The 19,760-nt window shown below is 61.7% G+C and carries 21 protein-coding genes; 13 read left to right on the top strand and 8 right to left on the bottom strand.

The window, feature by feature from the left end; all coding sequences use genetic code 11:
• Positions 1–62: 62 nt before the first annotated feature.
• Positions 63–2,078 (bottom strand): excinuclease ABC subunit UvrB, encoded by a 2,016-nt coding sequence (uvrB, locus tag PSCI_RS19155; protein WP_045490072.1) that lies wholly within the window; start codon positions 2,076–2,078, stop codon positions 63–65.
• 296 nt (positions 2,079–2,374) lie between these two features.
• On the opposite strand from uvrB, the gene PSCI_RS19150 reads away from it, so the two are divergent.
• The 9 genes from PSCI_RS19150 (at position 2,375) to PSCI_RS19110 (ending at position 10,049) form a co-directional block, all read left to right on the top strand.
• The gene (locus PSCI_RS19150) at positions 2,375–3,571 is read left to right on the top strand and encodes an amino acid aminotransferase (RefSeq protein WP_045490070.1); all 1,197 of its coding nucleotides are present in this window, start codon (positions 2,375–2,377) and stop codon (positions 3,569–3,571) included.
• A 251-nt stretch (positions 3,572–3,822) separates the two neighbouring features.
• Positions 3,823–5,034: a PepSY-associated TM helix domain-containing protein gene (locus PSCI_RS19145; protein WP_045490068.1), complete on the top strand. Its 1,212-nt coding sequence runs from the start codon at positions 3,823–3,825 to the stop codon at positions 5,032–5,034.
• Complete coding sequence (locus PSCI_RS19140; RefSeq protein ID WP_045490066.1) at positions 5,031–5,576, top strand: hypothetical protein; 546 nt, start codon at positions 5,031–5,033, stop codon at positions 5,574–5,576. The genes PSCI_RS19145 and PSCI_RS19140 overlap by 4 nt, the downstream gene beginning before the upstream one ends.
• Complete coding sequence (locus tag PSCI_RS19135) at positions 5,573–5,902, top strand: hypothetical protein (protein ID WP_045490065.1); 330 nt, start codon at positions 5,573–5,575, stop codon at positions 5,900–5,902. Before PSCI_RS19140 ends, PSCI_RS19135 begins: the two co-directional genes overlap by 4 nt.
• Positions 5,899–6,483 (top strand): DUF6162 family protein, encoded by a 585-nt coding sequence (locus PSCI_RS19130; RefSeq protein ID WP_045490062.1) that lies wholly within the window; start codon positions 5,899–5,901, stop codon positions 6,481–6,483. The genes PSCI_RS19135 and PSCI_RS19130 overlap by 4 nt, the downstream gene beginning before the upstream one ends.
• A 35-nt stretch (positions 6,484–6,518) precedes the next feature.
• Complete coding sequence (locus PSCI_RS19125) at positions 6,519–7,448, top strand: metal ABC transporter substrate-binding protein (protein ID WP_045490060.1); 930 nt, start codon at positions 6,519–6,521, stop codon at positions 7,446–7,448.
• Positions 7,445–8,197, top strand: a complete 753-nt coding sequence (locus tag PSCI_RS19120; protein WP_045490058.1) for a metal ABC transporter ATP-binding protein — start codon at positions 7,445–7,447, stop codon at positions 8,195–8,197. Before PSCI_RS19125 ends, PSCI_RS19120 begins: the two co-directional genes overlap by 4 nt.
• Complete coding sequence (locus tag PSCI_RS19115) at positions 8,197–9,096, top strand: metal ABC transporter permease (protein ID WP_045490056.1); 900 nt, start codon at positions 8,197–8,199, stop codon at positions 9,094–9,096. The genes PSCI_RS19120 and PSCI_RS19115 overlap by 1 nt, the downstream gene beginning before the upstream one ends.
• Before the next feature lie 5 nt (positions 9,097–9,101).
• Positions 9,102–10,049 carry a metal ABC transporter solute-binding protein, Zn/Mn family gene (locus tag PSCI_RS19110; RefSeq protein WP_045494591.1) on the top strand — a complete coding sequence of 316 codons (948 nt, stop codon included), beginning with the start codon at positions 9,102–9,104 and terminating at the stop codon, positions 10,047–10,049.
• A 59-nt stretch (positions 10,050–10,108) separates the two neighbouring features.
• On the opposite strand, the gene PSCI_RS19105 is transcribed toward PSCI_RS19110, so the two are convergent.
• On the bottom strand, positions 10,109–10,633 hold the full coding sequence (locus tag PSCI_RS19105) for an SgcJ/EcaC family oxidoreductase (RefSeq protein WP_045490055.1): 525 nt from the start codon (positions 10,631–10,633) through the stop codon (positions 10,109–10,111).
• A gap of 172 nt (positions 10,634–10,805) precedes the next feature.
• Here PSCI_RS19105 and PSCI_RS19100 point away from each other — a divergent pair, with 172 nt between their 5' ends.
• The 4 genes from PSCI_RS19100 to PSCI_RS19085 are packed head-to-tail and all read left to right on the top strand — an operon-like array spanning position 10,806 to position 15,440.
• Positions 10,806–11,984 (top strand): sensor histidine kinase, encoded by a 1,179-nt coding sequence (locus PSCI_RS19100; RefSeq protein ID WP_045490054.1) that lies wholly within the window; start codon positions 10,806–10,808, stop codon positions 11,982–11,984.
• Positions 11,981–12,640, top strand: a complete 660-nt coding sequence (locus tag PSCI_RS19095; protein ID WP_045490053.1) for a response regulator — start codon at positions 11,981–11,983, stop codon at positions 12,638–12,640. The genes PSCI_RS19100 and PSCI_RS19095 overlap by 4 nt, the downstream gene beginning before the upstream one ends.
• Positions 12,631–14,979 carry an ATP-binding protein gene (locus PSCI_RS19090; RefSeq protein ID WP_045490052.1) on the top strand — a complete coding sequence of 783 codons (2,349 nt, stop codon included), beginning with the start codon at positions 12,631–12,633 and terminating at the stop codon, positions 14,977–14,979. The genes PSCI_RS19095 and PSCI_RS19090 overlap by 10 nt, the downstream gene beginning before the upstream one ends.
• Positions 14,976–15,440, top strand: a complete 465-nt coding sequence (locus PSCI_RS19085; RefSeq protein WP_045490050.1) for a response regulator — start codon at positions 14,976–14,978, stop codon at positions 15,438–15,440. The genes PSCI_RS19090 and PSCI_RS19085 overlap by 4 nt, the downstream gene beginning before the upstream one ends.
• 9 nt (positions 15,441–15,449) lie before the next feature.
• Here PSCI_RS19085 and PSCI_RS19080 read toward each other — a convergent pair whose 3' ends face one another.
• From PSCI_RS19080 to PSCI_RS19055, 6 genes are all read right to left on the bottom strand, one after another.
• The gene (locus PSCI_RS19080; RefSeq protein WP_045490048.1) at positions 15,450–15,881 is read right to left on the bottom strand and encodes a universal stress protein; all 432 of its coding nucleotides are present in this window, start codon (positions 15,879–15,881) and stop codon (positions 15,450–15,452) included.
• 269 nt (positions 15,882–16,150) lie between these two features.
• Positions 16,151–17,161, bottom strand: coding sequence for a tRNA dihydrouridine(20/20a) synthase DusA (gene dusA / locus PSCI_RS19075; protein WP_045494588.1), 1,011 nt, complete (start codon positions 17,159–17,161; stop codon positions 16,151–16,153).
• 120 nt (positions 17,162–17,281) lie between these two features.
• The gene (locus PSCI_RS19070; RefSeq protein WP_045494585.1) at positions 17,282–17,836 is read right to left on the bottom strand and encodes a LysE family translocator; all 555 of its coding nucleotides are present in this window, start codon (positions 17,834–17,836) and stop codon (positions 17,282–17,284) included.
• A gap of 82 nt (positions 17,837–17,918) precedes the next feature.
• Positions 17,919–18,275 (bottom strand): phage tail tube protein, encoded by a 357-nt coding sequence (locus tag PSCI_RS19065; protein ID WP_045490046.1) that lies wholly within the window; start codon positions 18,273–18,275, stop codon positions 17,919–17,921.
• 223 nt (positions 18,276–18,498) lie between these two features.
• Positions 18,499–18,825, bottom strand: coding sequence for a hypothetical protein (locus PSCI_RS19060; RefSeq protein WP_045490044.1), 327 nt, complete (start codon positions 18,823–18,825; stop codon positions 18,499–18,501).
• A 172-nt stretch (positions 18,826–18,997) separates the two neighbouring features.
• Positions 18,998–19,588 (bottom strand): hypothetical protein, encoded by a 591-nt coding sequence (locus tag PSCI_RS19055; protein WP_045490042.1) that lies wholly within the window; start codon positions 19,586–19,588, stop codon positions 18,998–19,000.
• Positions 19,589–19,760 lie beyond the last annotated feature (172 nt).

Below are 19,760 nucleotides of genomic sequence, written 5' to 3'. Positions count from 1 at the left end.
CTTTAGCCGCGAAAAAAAGCTTCGCGAGCGAGCTCGCTCCTACCGATGCATGACAGGGAATGTCACACGGTCAACAGCCGCTCGCGCAGTTTGGTGATTTCGTCGCGCAGTTGCGCCGCCGCTTCAAATTCCAGGTCGCGGGCCAACTGGTACATCTTCTCTTCCAGTTGGCGGATGCGCTTGGTGATTTCGCTTGGCGAGCGCAATTGCCCATCGGCCCGCGCCTGCTCTTCGGCCGCCTTGGCGGCGCCCTTGCGTTTCTTGCTGCGTGCACCGGGCACCACCGCGCCTTCGAGAATGTCCGCAACTTCCCGCGACACACCTTTGGGCACAATGCCGTGGGCCTCGTTGAACGCCACCTGCTTTTCGCGGCGGCGTTCAGTCTCGTTGATCGCCCGCTCCATCGACCCGGTCATCCGGTCGGCATACAGAATCGCCCGGCCATTGAGGTTGCGCGCAGCCCGACCGATGGTCTGGATCAGTGAGCGTTCAGAGCGCAAAAAGCCTTCCTTGTCAGCATCAAGAATGGCCACCAGCGACACTTCGGGCATGTCCAGACCTTCGCGCAGCAGGTTGATGCCCACCAGCACATCGAAGGTGCCCAGCCGCAGGTCACGGATAATCTCGACCCGCTCGACGGTGTCGATGTCCGAGTGCAGGTAGCGCACCTTGACCCCGTGATCGCCCAGGTAATCGGTCAGGTCTTCGGCCATGCGCTTGGTCAGGGTGGTCACCAGCACGCGCTCCTCGACGGCCACGCATTTGTGGATTTCCGAGAGCAGATCATCGACCTGGGTCAGCGCCGGACGAATCTCCACCCCTGGGTCGACCAGGCCGGTCGGTCGCACCACCTGCTCGACCACCCGCCCGGCATGCTCTTCTTCATAAGGCCCCGGCGTTGCAGAAACGAAGATGGTCTGCGGGCTAATCGCCTCCCACTCATCGAAGCGCATCGGCCGGTTATCCAGCGCCGATGGCAGACGGAAGCCGTATTCCACCAAGGTTTCTTTGCGCGAGCGGTCGCCTTTGTACATGGCACCGACCTGCGGAACGCTGACATGAGACTCATCGATCACCAGCAGGGCATCGGCCGGCAGGTAGTCATAGAGGGTCGGCGGCGGCGCACCGGCCGGACGGCCGGACAAGTAGCGCGAGTAGTTTTCGATACCGTTGCAGTAGCCCAGCTCCAGCATCATTTCCAGATCGAAACGGGTGCGTTGTTCAAGGCGCTGGGCTTCCAGCAACTTATTGGCACCACGCAGGTACTCGAGTCGTTCCTGAAGTTCGACCTTGATGCCCTCGACCGCTTCGAGCAGGGTCTCGCGCGGCGTGACGTAGTGGCTTTTGGGGTAGAACGTGAAGCGCGGCAACTTGCTGATGACCTCACCGGTCAGCGGATCAAATGCCGAGAGGCTTTCGACCTCGTCGTCGAACAACTCGATGCGGATCGCTTCCAGATCGGATTCTGCCGGGTAGACGTCGATCACATCACCGCGCACCCGGAAGGTGGCGCGGGCAAAGTCCATGTCGTTACGGGTGTACTGCAGGTCAGCCAGGCGGCGCAGCAGCTCGCGCTGGTCAAGCCGGTCGCCCCGGTCGATGTGCAAGACCATCCGCAGATAGGTTTCCGGGCTGCCCAGACCGTAAATGCACGACACCGTGGTGACGATGATCGCATCCTTGCGCTCCAGCAATGCCTTGGTCGCCGACAACCGCATCTGCTCGATATGGTCGTTGATCGAGGCGTCCTTCTCGATGAAGGTATCCGACGACGGCACATAGGCTTCAGGCTGGTAGTAGTCGTAGTAAGAAACGAAGTATTCCACTGCGTTGTTGGGGAAGAACGCCTTGAATTCCCCGTACAACTGCGCTGCCAGAGTCTTGTTCGGCGCCAGCACCAGGGTCGGGCGCTGCACCTGGGCAATCACGTTGGCAATACTGAAGGTCTTGCCGGAGCCGGTTACCCCGAGCAGGGTCTGGTGCGCCAGCCCGGCCTCAATGCCCTCGACCATCAGGCGGATGGCTTCAGGCTGGTCGCCGGCAGGTTGAAAACGGGTAACGAGCTGGAACTCAGACATGACCGGCCTCTTGGGTGATCGCTTGCGAAAAATATCACGGCCTGCTCGACCGCACCTGTAAGGATATACACCCTTTGATAGCGTTTGCACCCCTGATAAAGGATTGAGGCCGGTGGCTGTCGGTGGTTCAACAAAAGTAACGGTCAAAAAAGCGAAATATTTGGAAAAAACCCACCGGATGCCGTCGCCGTATCCGGCGTTGCTCACTATACTCATTCCCCGTTTGTGCACTGCTCTGGGGCATTCGGACCGGAGCGTGCGTCCTTTCTTCTTCCTACTCAGAGCCGCCGCAAACAATGAGCCTGTTCTCCGCTGTCGAAATGGCACCACGCGATCCTATCCTGGGCCTCAACGAAGCATTCAACGCTGACACCCGTACCAACAAGATCAACCTGGGCGTGGGTGTCTACTGTGACGAAGACGGGCGCATCCCGCTGCTGCGCGCGGTGGCCAAGGCCGAAGAGATCCGCGTCGCCCAGCATGCGCCACGCGGCTACCTGCCAATCGACGGCATCGCCGCGTACGACCAGGCGGTGCAAAAATTGCTGCTGGGCGCCGACTCGCCGCTGATCGCCTCCGGCCGCGTACTGACCACCCAGTCGGTCGGCGGTACCGGCGCGCTGAAAATCGGCGCAGACTTCCTCAAGCAACTGCTGCCGGGCGCAACCGTCGCCATCAGCGACCCAAGCTGGGAAAACCACCGCGCGCTGTTCGAAACCGCCGGCTTCCCGGTGCAGAACTACCGCTACTACGACGCCGCCAACCACGACGTGAACCGCGTCGGCATGCTCGAAGACCTGCAGAACCTGCCAGAGCGCTCGATCATCGTCCTGCACGCCTGCTGCCATAACCCGACTGGCGTCGACCTGAGCCTGGACGACTGGAAAAAGGTCCTGGAAGTGGTCAAGGCGAAAAACCACGTGCCATTCCTCGACATGGCCTATCAAGGCTTCGGCCAGGGCATCGACGAAGACGCCGCTGCCGTGCGCCTGTTCGCCGATTCAGGCCTGACCTTCTTCGCTTCCAGCTCGTTCTCCAAGTCCCTGTCGTTGTATGGCGAGCGGGTCGGCGCGCTGTCGATCATCACCGCCTCCAAAGAAGAAACCGGCCGGGTGCTATCGCAGGTCAAGCGTGTGATCCGCACCAACTATTCCAACCCGCCGACCCACGGCGCAATCATCTCTGCCGCCGTTCTCAACGACCCGGCACTGCGGGCGATGTGGGAAGAAGAACTGGCTGAAATGCGTGTACGCATCAAAGACATGCGCAAAGCGCTGGTCGAGCGCCTGGCCAACAACCCGGTCGGCCAGGACTTCAGTTTCGTCGCTCGCCAGCAGGGCATGTTCTCCTATTCGGGGCTGACCGCCGCCCAGGCCCAGCGTCTGCGCAACGAGTTCGGTATCTATGCACTGGACACCGGACGTATCTGCGTCGCTGCGCTGAACCAGAAGAACATCGATCAGGTGTGCGAGGCGATTATCCAGGTGCTTTAAGCACTGCCGTTGACCTCCCTCCCCGCAGGCATCCATTGATGCCTGCGGCACCTTGCCAGCCCATTTAGCGGCTACCCCACCCTTCTTGAAATATTTTTTTACATATTTCAGCCAATGTTGGATGCGGGTATTTCGTTCTCATTCGTCTTTATCTAGATACACCGGCTGCGTTTGCTATCGTTGCGGCCAAATGGCGTCTACCGGAGTCTCGCTTCAGAAGGCTCCGACCCGTGAATCGAGACCTGCTTCCAATGTCCAAGAAATCCCGCTCAAAAATCTGGTTCCTGGTGCACAGCTGGGTGGCGTTGCCTATCTGGTTTTTTGTCCTGATCGTGTGCGTGACCGGCACCCTGGCCGTGGTCAGCAAGGAGATCGTGTGGCTGGCCTACCCTGAGGTTCGCGCCACGGCACCTTCGGACGACGCACAGCGGCTGAGTTTCGAACAGATCCGCAACACCATCAAACAGAACGAACCCAACCTGAATGTAGGCTTCATTTCGCAGCCCGACGGGGACTACTTCGCCCTCAATGTGCGGGTTACCTTTCCTGAGGGTCGCACCACCAATGCCTACGTCAACCCCTACACCGGGGCCATCCAGGGCTTTGCCGCGTCGTTCGACTTCCGCCAATTCACCCGCGCCCTGCATGGCTGGTGGCTGGTGCCGTTCACCAATGGTTACTCCTGGGGCTGGTATCTGGTATCGCTGCTGGGCATTCCGATGCTGGTGTCGCTGATCACCGGCCTGGTAGTCTACAAAAAATTCTGGAAAGGCTTTTTCAAGCCGACCTTGCGTTTCAACCACGGCGCACGGATCTTCTGGGGCGACTTCCACCGCCTGAGCGGCATCTGGTCGATCTGGTTCATCCTGGTCATTTCGGTGACCGGTATCTGGTTCCTGATCCAGGCCATTCTGGGCGATAACAATATCAGCCTGTCCAGCCGCGCACCGGCAGCCTCGATCCTGCCACACGCGTCGGTGCCATTGACCGCCGATGGCAAGCCAGTCCCGATGATCTCCCTGGACAAGGCGATGGAAATCGCCCAACAGCATATTCCGGGTCTTGAAGCCAGCTTCATCAGCCCGCCACTCAACGCCTACAGCAACATGAGCATCGCCGGTCGCAGCTGGTACCCATTGATGTTCCAGACCGCAGAGATCAACCCCTACACCGGTGAAGTGGCGTCGACCCATCTGCTGTCGGACCGTAACAAGATCGAGTTCGTCACAGAGTCGATGCGCCCGCTGCACACCGGCGACTTCGGCGGTATCTGGATCAAGCTGATCTGGGCGTTTTTCGGCCTGGTGCTGAGCATGATGGTGCTCAGCGGCCTGTTGATCTGGAGCAAGCGCACCGCGCTGGCAACCCTCAACGCCCTCAAGCGTGAGGCCAAGACCGCCAACCAGGCCAAGGCCAGGCCCGAGCCTGCCGTGCCCCACGTACCTGCGGAGACTTCCCTGTGAGCAAGGCTGCAACCGTGCAACAGCAACGCTCGCCCTTGAGCCGTCTTTGGCATAAGTGGCGCTTCCACATCAATGTTTTGCTGATCCTGATTCCGCTGGGGTTCATGCCCAAGTATTTTGCCGATGCGGCACTGTTTCGCGGCGACGCCGGCCTTGGCCAGCGCGATATCGGTCAGGTCCAGGTCGGTCCCTGGAGTCTGCGCCTGGCCGAACTGCGCGATGAAGCGCCGCGCCTGGATGCGCCGGTCGGCTACATGAAGAGCTTCAATGCCGCGCTGTGCACTGAATGCGCCGAGCAGGTCAAAGCCACCTACCTGCGCATCGGCAAGCCGCGCAGCCTGCGTACTGCCGGCGCGATTTTCTTCGGCCCGGCTTATCGCATGGGTGCCTTTATGCAGATTCCCGAGAACAGCCCGCTTGATGCCGAGCTGTGGATCACCATGGAAGGCTGGGACGGTGCCGTCCATCAAGCCTCCATCCCCCTTGCACAAGCCTCTCCGGCAACCGTGGCCTGGCTGAAAACCCAAGGAGCCAAAAAATGAGTTTATTTTCCCTGCGCCGCGTCGCGGCAAGTGCCCTGCTGATTCTGGGCGTCAGCGGTACGGCCCTGGCGCATAACCCGATCTGTGAATGCGAGCAGATCGACAGCGAGAACATCCGCTGCACCGGCGGTTTCTCCGACGGCAGCGCAGCCGCTGGCGTGACCCTGGATGTGATCGGCTATGACGAGACCATCCTGCTGCCCGGCAAACTGGGCAACGATTCGACCCTGACCTTCAAAAAGCCGGCAGCCGAGTTCTACGTGCTGTTTGACGCAGGTCCCGGCCACGTGGTGGAAATCGACCAGGCGGATATCGCCTCCCGATGAGTACCCAGACGCGCCAGATTGTCCGCCCGGCCGGCGCCGGGCATGAAACCCTCTACGTGCTGCTGACCTGCCTGCTGATTCTCGCGGTGGCCAGCGCGGTGATCGGCCTGCGCGGTGAAAGCCATGAGCCCGAGGCCGTGGCCAGCCATCAACTGGATGCCCGCCGTGACCTGAATGCCGCCGAGCAAGGCATCTATGCCGACCTGCGGGTAAGCCTCGATGAGGCCCGTCTGTTGGCCCAGGAGCAACAAACCCCGGTGAGCGTTGAGCAATTGGCTGAAGAAGGCCTGCCGCCGTTCGTGCAGGATGTCAGCGCCACCACCCGTGGTGCGCATCAATGGCAGATGGCCGGTGACGCCTGGCTGGGCCTGAGCCAGGCCAGCGAGGTGGCCGGCTCGTTTCTGCTGCGCAACCAGCGCCACGCCGAGCAAACTGCCGACGCCCCGGCGGACATCTGGATCAACCGTAACGCGCGCCTCAGCGCCCCCTCCGACCTGAGCGACGCGAGCCTGATCGCCGCTGGCTGGAAGCAGGTCGTTAGCCAGTTCGATGCGGGTGTCACCCGTCAGCATCGGCACTGAACCCACGCACTCATCGCACAGAAGATCGCCTGACCATGCCTATTTCGCTCCCCCGTCGCCCTCTGCTGGGCGTCCTGCTGGCCGGCCTGTTCGCCATCACGTTGCCATCACTAGCCAGCGCCGAGGCTGCCAAACGCCTGCGCATCGGCATCACCCTGCACCCGTACTACAGCTATGTCAGCAACATCGTCGGCGACAAGGCCGAGGTGGTGCCGCTGATCCCGGCCGGTTTCAACCCGCACGCCTACGAACCTCGCGCCGAAGATATCAAACGGATCGGCTCGCTGGACGTGATCGTGCTCAACGGCGTGGGCCACGACGATTTCGCTGACCGCATGATCGAGGCCAGCGAAAATCCCAAGGTCCCGGTGATCGAAGCGAACGCCGACGTACCGCTACTGGCCGCCACCGGTATTGCCGCCCGCGGCGCCGGCAAGGTGGTCAACCCGCACACCTTCCTGTCGATCAGCGCCTCGATCGCCCAGGTCAATAACATTGCCCGTGAACTGGGCAAGCTCGACCCGGACAACGCCAAGACCTACACCGCCAACGCCCGGGCCTACGCCAAGCGGCTGCGGCAGATGCGTGCCGACGCCCTGGCCAAGCTGACCCAGGCACCCAATGCCGAGTTGCGCGTGGCGACGGTGCACGCCGCCTACGACTACCTGCTGCGCGAATTTGGTCTGGAGGTCACCGCAGTGGTCGAGCCGGCCCACGGCATCGAACCCAGCCCCAGCCAGCTGAAAAAAACCATCGACCAACTGCGCGAGCTGGACGTGAAGGTGATCTTTTCCGAAATGGATTTCCCTTCCAGCTATGTCGATACCATCCAGCGCGAGTCCGGTGTGAAACTCTACCCGCTGTCGCACATTTCCTACGGCGAGTACACCGCCGACAAGTATGAAAAGGACATGACCGGCAACCTCGACACCGTGGTCCGGGCCATTCAGGAGAGTGGCGCATGACCGCAGCCGAACAGATCCAGCGGACCCGCAACGGCCCGGCCATCGAATTCGACCAGGTCAGCCTGACCCTGGGCCGCACGGTGATTCTTGACCGTATCAGCTTCGCGGTGGAACCCGGCAATATCCACGCACTGGTCGGCCCCAACGGCGGCGGCAAGAGCTCGCTGATCAAAACCCTGCTCGGCCAGATGCCGCACCAGGGTCAACTCAGCCTGCAATGGCCCGCCGCGCAAGGCGTGATCGGCTATGTGCCCCAAGCGCTGGAGTTCGACCGTGGCCTGCCGATGACCGTCGAAGACTTCATGGCCGCCATGTGCCAACGCCGCCCGGCCTTTCTCGGCCTGTCCAGGCATTACGCCGCCGCCATCGGCGAGGCGCTGGAGCGAGTCGGGATGCACGACAAACGCAAGCGACGCATGGGCGCGCTGTCCGGTGGTGAGCGCCAGCGCGTGCTGCTGGCCCAGGGGCTGATTCCCAGCCCGCAACTGCTGGTGCTCGACGAACCCATGTCAGCCCTCGACGAACCGGGCATCCAGGTCTTCGAACGGCTGCTTGCCGACTGGCGACGCAGCGGCATCACAGTGCTGTGGATCGAGCACGATCTGGCCGCGGTAAAGCGCCTGGCTGATCGGGTCACCGGGCTGAATCGCCGGGTGCTGTTCGATGAATCGGCGCAGACTGCACTGACCCCGGAGCGGCTGCTCACGCTGTTTTCTGCCCAGCCACGCAGCAGCGGGGGTGACGCGTGATGTCTTACGAGAACTTTCGCCTGTTCGTTCAGGACCTCGCCAGTTCCGGCTATCTGCCTGAAGCACTGGCCTATGGTTTTGTGGTCAACGCCCTGCTGGCCGGCCTGCTGATCGGTCCGGTGCTGGGCGGTTTGGGCACCCTGGTGGTGGTCAAGCGCTTCGCGTTCTTTTCCGAAGCAGTCGGCCACGCCGCCCTGACCGGCGTGGCCATCGGCATCCTGCTCGGCGAGCCCTATACCGGCCCGTACGGCAGCCTGTTCGCCTACTGCCTGCTGTTCGGCATCGTGCTCAACTATTTACGCAACCGTACCGGCTTGACGCCAGACACGCTGATCGGCGTATTTCTGTCGGTATCCTTGGCAATGGGCGCCAGCCTGCTGCTGGTACTGGCCGGCAAGATCAACGTGCATATCCTCGAAAACGTACTGTTCGGCTCGGTGCTGACCGTCAATGGCAACGACCTGTTGGTGCTGACCGTGGTCGGCGCGCTGGTCATGGGATTGAGCCTGCCGCTCTACAACCGCATCATGCTGGCCAGCTTCAACCCGCAACTGGCTGCGGTGCGCGGCGTGGCGGTCAAGCTGCTGGACTATCTGTTTGTGGTGCTGGTAACCCTGATCACCGTGGCGGCAGTAAAAGTCATCGGCGCGATTCTGGTCGGCGCCCTGCTGGTCATTCCGGCAGCGGCGGCCCGCCTGCTGAGCCAGTCGCTCAAGGGCTTTTTCTGGATTTCGGTGTTGATCGCCACGTTCAGCACCCTGTGCGGGATCCTGCTGCCCATCGTCTTCGACCTGCCGGTGCCTTCCGGCGCTGCCATCATTCTGGTCTGCGGGGCGGCCTTCGCCCTGGCCGCCATCGCCCGTGGCACCCTCCCCAGCCTGAAAGGGAACATCGGATAATGCACCTGCCCAACCTGCGTACCCTTAGCCCCGCAATCAGCCTCGCAATCAGCCTGGCACTGCCGCTTGGCGGTCTGTTCAGCCCTCACCTGCTGGCCGCTACGCCGCCACCGGCCCAGCAGCAGGCCGCCAAGCCGGTGCGGGTGCTGGCGAGCCTGCCCATCACCTACGGCCTCGGTCAGTTGCTGCTCAAAGACAGCGGCGTGGTGCTGGAGCGCGCCGCCGCCGCCAACCTGCCCGGCTCGCGGCAAAGCGCCTACTTCAGCGGTCGCGGCGCCGAGGCTCTACATAAGCTGGCCAACCAGGCCGATGCAGTGATCGGCCTGCGCTCGATCTGGACTGAAGACCCGCTGTACACCCACGCCCGACGCAGCAATATCCGCATCGTCGAGATCGATGCGGCGCGCCCGGTGGACGGCGCCCTGCCCGGCGTGGCCCTGCAACCCGGCGACAGCACCGATGGCCTGAACAGCCAGCCGTGGCTGGCCAGCCACAACCTCGGGCGCATGGCCGACGTACTGGCCGCCGACCTGGTGCGCCTGGCACCCGAGGCAAAGGCGAAGATCGACAGCAATCTGGCAGGCCTCAAGCAGCAGCTACTGAAACTCAGTGCCGACAGCGAAAAACGCCTGGCCCAGGCCGACAGTGTGGCGGTGGTCAGCCTTTCCGAACGGCTGGGCTACCTGATCAGCGGCCTGAACCTTGAGCAGGTCGGCCGCCAGGTGCTGGCTGACGACCAATGGACGCCTGCGGCCCTGAACACCCTGAGCACAACACTCAAGGACAATGAGGTGGCGGTGGTGCTTGACCATCGTGAGCCACCAGAGGCCGTCAAGGCGGCGATCAGTGCCGCCGGCAGTCAATTGCTGGTGCTCGGTAATGAAGCCGAAGATCCACTGACCGGGCTGCAGAGCGATGTAGAACAGCTCATCAAGGCGCTGACCAAAGGCTGAACCGCTGCACTGAAAAGCCAACGGGCGGTTCGCTGTGCGAGCCGCCCGTTTTTTTTGCCTTACTTGCTGGCGTGCATCACTGGCTGCGGCTCCGGCATGGCCGATGAGTGGTGGTTGAGGATCTTCCACTGGCCGCCGACTTTTTCGTACAGGAAGGTGTAGCGGGCCTGCACGTCACGGGTCTTGCCGTTGGCGTCGGTCAGGGTGAAGGTGTAGACCCCGCTGTCCATCGCCGCATCATTGCCCAGTTGGCGCACTTCCCGATAGTTGATACGGCCAACCGGCTTGAGCGCCAGGAAGTGCTCGAAGTAGTCAGTGATCAATGCCGGGGTATTGCGCACCTGGTTGGACACGGTCGGCTGCAACACCGCATCCGGGGCATACAGGCTGACCACCTGCTGGGCGCTGCCGGTCTTCAAGGCCGCGTTCCACTGATCGAACAGGCTGGCGATCTCACGCTCTTTGGCATTGCTCGGCAACTCGGCCACCGTACGGTACACATAAGGAGCAATCGGGTCAGCGGCAGACACCCAGGGTGCGCCAAGGGCGAGGGTCAGAGCCAGGACAGTAGTTTTCAGTTTCATCGCGGTGATTCCTGCGGGTTGGTATGGGCTGTACTTTGCCGCGCCGCGCTGAGCCAGCCATCGGCCAACCGGGGTTATTTGCCTATGCCATTCGGCAGATGGGCAATACCCTGCCAGCCGGGTTCTAATAGCACTCTGGCGCCCGGGCGGGCGCCCCTCCGGAGCCTTCTGCATGCACAGTTCAGCCCATGACCCCGCCAGCGCCCTGGCAATCCGTACCCAGTATCGCCAGTCACAAAGCCGCGCCGCACGACTGCGCCTGCTGGTCGACACCGGCAGGGAGCTGACCCGGCTGGCTCCGCAGGCCATGCGCCAGCAAGTGGTCCAGCGCGCCTGTGCGTTTGTCGCCATGGATCACGGCCTGTTGCTGGAATGGGATGTTGAAGAGGCCGTGCAACCCACTGCCAGCGTGGGCAATCAGGAACAGCTGAGCGAGCTGGCCGGCCAGGCCGATACTTCAGCCAAGGAACCGCGCTGGCTGGAGCGACTCGACAGTGCCCTGCCCAACGTCCTGTGCCTGCCGTTGCGCGGCGCCGATGACCGCCCGTTCGGCATGCTGTTGCTGGCCAACAGCGTACCGATTGGTGCCCCCGACAGCGAAGACATCGAATCGCTGCATCTGCTGGCTACCTTGCTGGCTGCGCATCTGGAGAACAGCCGCCTGCTGCAGACGCTGATCGTGCGCGAACGCAGCATGTCCGAGCTGGTTAATCGGCTGTTCAGTGCCCAGGAGGATGAGCGCAAGCGGGTCGCCTATGACCTGCACGACGGCCTGGCCCAGACCCTGGCCGGCCTGCATCAGCGTCTGCAAGGTTTTGCCGGGCGCTGCCCACCGCTGAACGCGCCGCTGGACGACGATCTGCAGGCCATTCTCGATCTGGCCCAGCATTGCGTGGGCGAAGGCCGGCGCCTGATTGGCGGCCTGCGCCCCAGCGTGCTGGACGACTTCGGCCTGTTCCAGGCGGTGGACAAGGAAGTCGACCGGCTGCGCGAGGCCGGCATCACCGTGCACTGGTTTTCCCGCTCACTTTCGCGCCTGCCCAGCCATGTAGAGATCGCGCTGTTTCGGATTGCCCAGGAAGGCATCAACAATATCCTCAAGCACGCCGGGGCCGCCAACGTCAAACTGGAGCTGGAGCTGCACCAGAGCCATGTCGCACTGCTGCTTGAAGACGACGGTCGTGGCTTCGACAGCAACCTGCCAGCGAGCGGTCAGTCGCTGGGCCTGGTGGCAATGCAGGAGCGCGCCGGCCTGCTGGGCGGGCGCTTCAGCTGTATCAGTCGCCCGGCGGGCGGCACCCGATTACGCGCCATTGTTCCGTTAACCCATCACAACAAGGCAAACTCATGACTGCACCCCTGCGCCTGGTCCTGGCCGACGACCACGAAGTCACCCGCACCGGTTTCGTCGCGCTGCTGGCCGGGCACCCGGAGTTTGATGTGGTGGGCCAGGCCAGTGATGGCCAGCAGGCCGTAGCCCTGTGCGAAGCCTTGCAACCAGACATTGCCATCCTCGACATTCGCATGCCGGTGCTCAATGGATTGGGGGCAGCGCGCCTGCTGCAACAACGCATGCCTGCGCTGAAGGTGGTGATTTTCACCATGGACGACAGCATTGATCATCTTGAAGCGGCGATTACTGCCGGCGCAGTGGGGTATCTGCTCAAGGACGCCAGCCGTGATGAGGTGATTGCCAGCCTGCAGCGGGTCGCCCGTGGTGAAGAAGCCCTCAATGGGGCGGTCAGCGCCCGCTTGTTGCGGCGCATGGCCGAGCGCGGCGCACAGGCCGCTCCGACGCTCGAAACCCTCACCGCCCGTGAGCGTCAGGTGCTTGAACTGGTGGCCGGCGGCTGCAGCAACCGGGAAATCGGCGAACGCCTGGGCATCACCACCGGCACGGCCAAAGCCCACGTCGAGCGGGTGATCGGCAAACTCGGTGCGGCTGACCGCACCCAAGCGGCGGTGCGCGGTGTCGCGCTCGGCCTGGTGCCCAGCCAATGGACATAAAACCGCCTGCTGCGGCCAAACAGAGCCCGGCCAGTCGCTGGGCCGACCTGCCCTTGCGCGGCAAGGCGCTGGTGGCGATTTCCCTGCCGCTGGTGCTGCTGCTCTGTTCACTGGTGCTGATCTACACCACCGAACGCCAGACCGCCCGCGCCGAAGAAGACGTACGCCGGGTGCTGCTGGTGCAGGGCGATATCCAGACCGTGCACACCCAACTGGCCGAAGCCGCCGCCAGCGTACGCGGCTACCTGCTGACCCGCCGCGAAGACTTTCTGCCGGTTTACCTGCGTGCCGAAGCGCTGATAGACGCCGCCTTGCAACGGCTCGATCAGAACGTGCGCGATGCGCAGATCCGCGCCCACCTTGAAGCCATCGAGCCGCTGATCCAGACCAAGGTTGAGGGCCTGGCCTTGCTGCGCACTCTCAACGATGCCGACGGCCAGGCCGTTGCCGCCATTCTGGTTGAGAACAAGCACATCCTCGACGAGCTGCGCGAACGCATCAGCCTGATGCGTACCCGCGAGGACACCCTGCTCGACGAGCGCACCGCCGACGCGGCTGCCACCCGCCAACGGCTGTTGCTGTCGACCTTGTTGGCGGCCGGCTGCGGCCTGTTCGGCGCGATTGTCGCGGTGCTGTTACTGTCGCGCGGTATCGTCATCCGGGTCCAGCAGGTTCAAGGCAATGCCCAGCGCCTGGCGCTCGGCCAACCGCTGCATCCGCAGCCCCCTGAAAACGATGAAATTGGCCAGTTGGGTAGCCGCCTGGTGGAAGCCGGGCAGTTACTGGCCGAGCGTGAACGCGCCTTGCGTGACAACGAAGAACGCTTGCGCCTGATCATCGACGGGGTCAAGGACTACGGAATCTTCGCGCTGGACACCAAAGGCCGGGTCACCAGCTGGAACGCCGGCGCCGAGCGCATCAAGGGCTACACCGAGCAGGAGATCCTCGGTCGCCACTTCTCGCTGTTCTATCTGCCCGAGGAGCGTCCGCATCACCCGGCCATGGCCTTGAACGAAGCCACCCGCCAAGGCCACTACATGGAAGAAGGCTGGCGCTGCCGCCAGGACGGCAGCCGTTTCTGGGCCAGCGTGGTGATCACCGCCCAATACGATGGCAGCGGTGTGCTACGCGGGTTCTCGAAGATAACCCGTGATATCACCGACCGGCGCAGCGCTGAAATTGCCCTGCGCACGGCCCGTGAGGAAGCAGAAAGTGCCAGCCGGGCCAAAAGCGAGTTTTTATCGCGGATGAGCCATGAGCTGCGCACGCCACTCAACTCGATCCTTGGGTTCGCGCAGCTGCTGGACATGGATGCCAGCCCCGCGCACCGCGCTCAGGTCGGGCATATCCTGCGTGCCGGCCAGCATCTGCTGACCCTGATCAACGAGATTCTCGACATTGCCCGCATCGAAGCCGGACGCCTGCCCCTCAACCCTGAACCCGTTGCCCTGACCGAGGTGTTGCAGGAAGCGCTGAGCCTGGTCTGGCCCATGGCAAGCGACGCCGGGATCGAGCTGAGCGAGCCACCGGCGCTGCCTCGGGACTGGGGTGTGACAGCAGACCGGCAACGCCTGATTCAAGTGCTGCTCAACCTGTTATCCAATGCCATCAAATACAACCGCAGCGCCGGTCGGGTGTGGATCACGGTGGCGCAACAACCCGGCTGCATGACGATAACCGTCCACGACACCGGCACGGGCATTCCCGTCGAGCGGCTGGATCGCCTGTTCAAACCCTTCGAACGCCTGAGTAACGACCCTAATGTAGAAGGCACCGGTCTGGGCCTGGCGCTGAGCCGCAATCTGCTGCAAGCCATGCAAGGCGATCTGCAGGTAAACAACCGGCCAGGCCAGGGTTGCAGCTTCATTGTGCAACTGCCTGCCGCTCAAGTAGCGCCGCAGCGCACCATCGAACAGCCACCCGCCCAGCGTCAGGAAGCACCGACACCGACTGCCGTAACGGTGCGCGGCAAGGTACTGTGCATTGAAGACAATCTGTCGAGCATGGCGTTGATCGAAACCCTGCTGCAACGCCGCCCCGGCATCCAGTTGCTGTCGAGCATGCTCGGCCAGTTGGGCTTGGACCTGGCACGCCAGCATGCACCGGACCTGATCCTGCTGGACGTTAACCTGCCTGACCTGCAGGGCCTGGAAGTTCTGCAGCGGCTGCGCCAGTCGGCGGCCACGGCCAATGTGCCGGTGCTGATGATGACCGCTGATGCCAGCGACCTGACCCAAAGCGCCTTGCGTGCCGCCGGTGCCAGCGCGATTCTCACCAAGCCGCTGCACATCCCGGCGTTTCTCGATCACCTGGACCAGTATCTACCGGAGCCTGCATGAACGGAGATTTCCGAATTCTGATCATCGACGATCAACGTCCCAACCTCGATCTGATGGAACAGTTACTCGCGCGTGAAGGCCTGCGCAACGTGCTGAGCAGCACCGAACCGCTTCGCACCCTGGACCTGTTCAACAGTTTTGAGCCCGACCTGGTGATACTCGACCTGCACATGCCGGAGTTCGACGGCTTCGCGGTGCTGGAACAGCTGAATCGGCGCATTCCGGCCAATCACTACCTGCCGATTCTGGTCCTGACCGCCGATGCGACCCGCGATACACGCTTGCGCGCCCTGGCCCTCGGCGCCCGGGACTTCATCAGTAAACCGCTCGATGCCCTGGAAACCATGCTGCGGATCTGGAACCTGCTGGAAACCCGGGCGCTGTACAAAACCCTGCGCCAGTTGATACCAGCAGAAAACATCGAACTGCTGCACCCGCGCAGCACGCCGGTGCAGCAGTGAGCGCAATGACTACTTGATCAGTACCACCGGGACCGAGACATCATGGATCACCCGGTTGGCCACCGAGCCCAACAGCAAACCGCCGAAGCTGCCCAGCCCACGAGTGCCCATCACCACAGTGTCACACCCGAGCTTCTTGACCGCATCGGCAATCTGCTCGGCGACATTACCCATATCGACATGCACCTCATGGGCGATGCCGCTGGCATCAAGCTGCGCACTGGCTTTGTTCAGCACGCCCATGGCCTCATTGATCAAACCGGCCCGCACACCTTCGATCATGTCCGGCGCCAGATAATCGCCATAAGCCATCGGGCTGGACTGAACGTTGAGCACATGGACTTCCAGCGGCCGGGCGACCTGGCCTGCCAGATTGATCACATAGTCCAGCGCATGCCGGGCGTGAGCCGAACCATCGAAAGGAACCAGAACCTTGTGCATGACTGCTCTCCTGCAAGTGGGTATGTATTGAACATAGCCCCATGCCCGACCAGCAGCCAGCGCGTTCCGGCGCCGCCTTGATCCAGGACAACAGCGGGTGAAATATAGTGATTACCGGCCCACCCCACTTGATTACCGGGCGCACTCAGGCAGGGATGAAATCCTGAGCCGCGCAAGCTTAAGGGGTGGTATTAAATGAACGGCTGGTACATGCGCGTAAATCGGTTTTCCCAGTGCCGCCTCAACAAGACGACACCGGGCTTACATGGTTAACGCCCTTCCAGAATCTGCGCCGCCTGATCAAACAGCGCCAGTGGCTGTTCGGCTTTCTGGATATCGGTAGAGAGAATCTGCCGGAAACGCCGCGCCCCCGGAAAACCCACCGCCAGGCCCAGGATGTGGCGGGTGATATGGTGCATGTTGCCACCGCGCCCAAGATAATCGACCACATAAGGGCGCAACGCCGCCATGGCCTCGGCGCGGCTGATGGGCGCCTGCTGCACACCAAACAGCTGGCTATCGACCTCGGCCAGCAGATAAGGGTTATGGTAAGCCTCACGCCCCAGCATCACGCCGTCAAAGGTCTGCAAGTGCACATGGCAGTCTTCCAGAGTCTTGATACCGCCATTGAGGATGATTTCCAGGTCTGGAAAATCAGTCTTCAATTGCGCAGCCACGTCGTAGCGCAGCGGCGGAACCTCGCGGTTCTCCTTGGGCGACAGCCCTTCGAGAATCGCAATCCGCGCATGCACGGTAAAACTGCGGCACCCCGCCTCACGCACCTGGCCGACGAAATCGCACAGTTGCTCATAACTGTCACGACCATTGATACCAATCCGGTGCTTGACCGTAACCGGAATCGCCACGGCATCCTGCATGGCCTTCACGCAATCACTGACCAGTGCCGGATGGCCCATCAGGCAGGCGCCGATCATGTTGTTCTGCACCCGGTCGCTGGGGCAACCGACGTTCAGGTTGACCTCGTCATACCCCGCCGCTTCGGCCAGACGTGCACAAGCCGCCAGATCCGCCGGATTGCTGCCGCCCAGTTGCAGGGCCAACGGGTGTTCGGATTCGTGATGACCGAGAAATCGCTCGCGATCACCGAACAACACCGCACCGGTAGTGACCATTTCGGTGTAGAGCAAGGTGTGTTTGGAGAGCAGGCGCAGGAAGTACCGGCAATGGCGATCCGTCCAATCCATCATCGGCGCCACCGAGAAGCGGCGGGAGGGGTCGGGCTTGGTGGGTTTGAGAGAAGCGGCGGTATCGGGCTGGATAGTCACGGTTGCAGTTCGGCACGTCAGAAAGCGAGATCAGGCGACGTAAACGACACCTGACGAAAGGTGCATAGTTTAACAGGAAGTCGCAGAGCACATGAGACTCTACCTCACCACCACTCAGCGCCGCCCCTCTGCCAGCATCCTCACAGCCAGGCCGGCCAGAACCGTGCCCATCAGCCAGCGTTGCAGCACCTGCCATAGCGGACGCTCGCCAAGGAAAACCGCAATGGCACCGGCCATAAACACGATCAGCGCGTTGATGCTGACGCTGACTATGATCTGGGTAGTGCCCAGGATCAACGAGTGCGCCAGCACACTGCCATGGCCTTCAGGCGCGATGAACTGCGGCAACAACGACAAGTACATTACGGCAATCTTGGGATTGAGCAGGCTGGTGATGAACCCCATCATGAACAGCTTGCGCGGGCTGTCTTTAGGCAGGTCACGGACCTGAAACGGCGACCGGCCGCCTGGCCTGACCGATTGCCAGGCCAGGTACAACAGATACAGGGCTCCCGCCAGACGCAAAGCGTCGTAGACATAAGGCACCGCCATGACCAATGCGGTGATCCCCAGCGCGGCGCAGAACATATAGACCATGTTCGGACCGGGCGTCAGCACCATCACCAGACAAATGAGCGCGAAGGCAAACAGACTGGCGAGTTCGGGGATAGGGCTGGTCCTGCACATGAAGATGGGTCGTCAGAAGTGCCACTATAGCGCCAGTCGGGTGCGTGATCGATTGCTTTGGCCATTACAGCCAGCAGATGCTTTTTTGGGCACACGTATGCGCGGAGGCGCACGTGCGGTGTTGCTCAGTTGAATATGGGACATTCATTGATCTCCAGATAACAGACGACTGGATCAGGTCATCGAAGCTGGCGAAGGACAGCTCCACCGCGATATCGCCGGCCACGCTGTAGGTACCGCCACGGCTGGGCGGACGCTGGCGGGACTGGTTCATTTCGGCGGTGTCGATCTGGTTGATGTTCGGGGTCAGCCCGGAGCTGACGAAGCGGATCGGCTTCCAGGCCGGATTGGCCGCAATCGCGCCGCTCACTTCTTCGATGTAGTAGGTCTCGATGGCGGAGCCGTTGGCCATTTTGCTCATGTTTCACTCTCCATATAACGAAAAAACCCGCTCGAAGGCGGGTACGGGTGGGTGTTGCAGATGAAAGGGTTGGGCTGGACTTAGAGGGTGTCTACAACATGGCTGCACTCGGCAATACGGCGTTGAAATCGACCTAAAAATGCTCATGTACTTATGTACACTGCGCTTTTTCGCCCGATTTCGCCTTGTCTTGCCTTCGTTCGCCTATTTTGTAAACACCCTCTTAGCGGTTACCGCCGCCGAACTTCTGACGAATCAGTGCCCACAGGTCAGCAGCCTTGATCGCCCGGTGGATGGCGGCCATGGCTGCGCCGCCGAAGCTGCCAAGCAAAAAGCCGACGCCGACAACGTTGTTTGGCTCGGTTACGCCCAGATAGTCGCTGAGCATGCCGGTGAGATACAGCGCGCAGGCCACGCCGGTTACCAGAAAGATGACCCAGGCGCGCAGGCTGGTCAGGTCGTCCTTGTGCCACCAACTGGCGACCACGGCGCCGATCAGCCCGGCCAACGCCCATTCGGCCTTGTCGAACAGGCGATGAAGAAACTCCATCTCCGGACCTCCAGTTCAAATATGTCAATGAAATGGGCAACGGGTTGCCCGGTCGAACCTGCAGACGCAAAAAACCCGGCTCGATGGCCGGGTTCTGGTGATTTGCACAACCGGGTTGTCGGTCGCAGTGATCACATGATGGAGAAAACAATATTGCTTTGTTGCAAACAAATCAAGCTGTTTTTGAAAATAAAATGCCCTCATGCAATAAAACAGTTTCTGCCTGTGCCAGAGCCTCACCCACCCACTGATCCAGTGTGGCTTCCACAGATTTTTTCCAACGCCAGTAGGTGGTGCGGCTCAAACCTTGGGTATCCCAAGTGCTGATGTCGTAGAACCCGTCCGGCAAAACAATGATGTCAGTGGAACGCCGCACCCCTTGAGAGCCGGCCTTGAGCCCCTTGAGCGGCGGAATCGCCCAGGCTGTTACCGCCTTGTAGACAAACAGCCGTGGCGCTGCGCAGTTGACTTGAGCGATCAATGCGCTGATGGCTTCGACCTTGCGGGCCTTGTGCGTGCCATACCGGGCTTGCAGCACCCGCCAATGGCAAGGCGCCAACTGTGTGCGCAGACGCGCATGCATCCAGCACGCTATCTGCGCAGGATCGATACCGGCAAAGCGCTCACCGCCCAGCACGCAGGCATCGGCCTGCCCGGTGGCGTCGGCGTTGTACAGTTTTTGCCACGCCTGCTTGCTGGTGTTATCCCGGGTCTCGGCGGCCAGGGCGGCAATGACGGCGCTCAATACGCTGCTGTAGTTCATGTGATGTCCCCAATCGAAAGTCGTATCTGATTGCAATGCAAGGCTGCTCCTTGGCTTAAGCCCTTTTCGACCGGGGCTGAGCAATCAGCAGAATTGCAAAATCCACATGCAATTAATCACCTTTCGTGAATTCAATCAATCACGATATGTGATTTTATTAAATGCAGATCAC

Origin of the sequence: Pseudomonas sp. StFLB209 (assembly GCF_000829415.1) — a bacterium.
Lineage (GTDB): Bacteria > Pseudomonadota > Gammaproteobacteria > Pseudomonadales > Pseudomonadaceae > Aquipseudomonas.
Note: the sequence above shows the minus strand (reverse complement) of the source record. Positions and strands in the feature narration are given on the sequence as shown.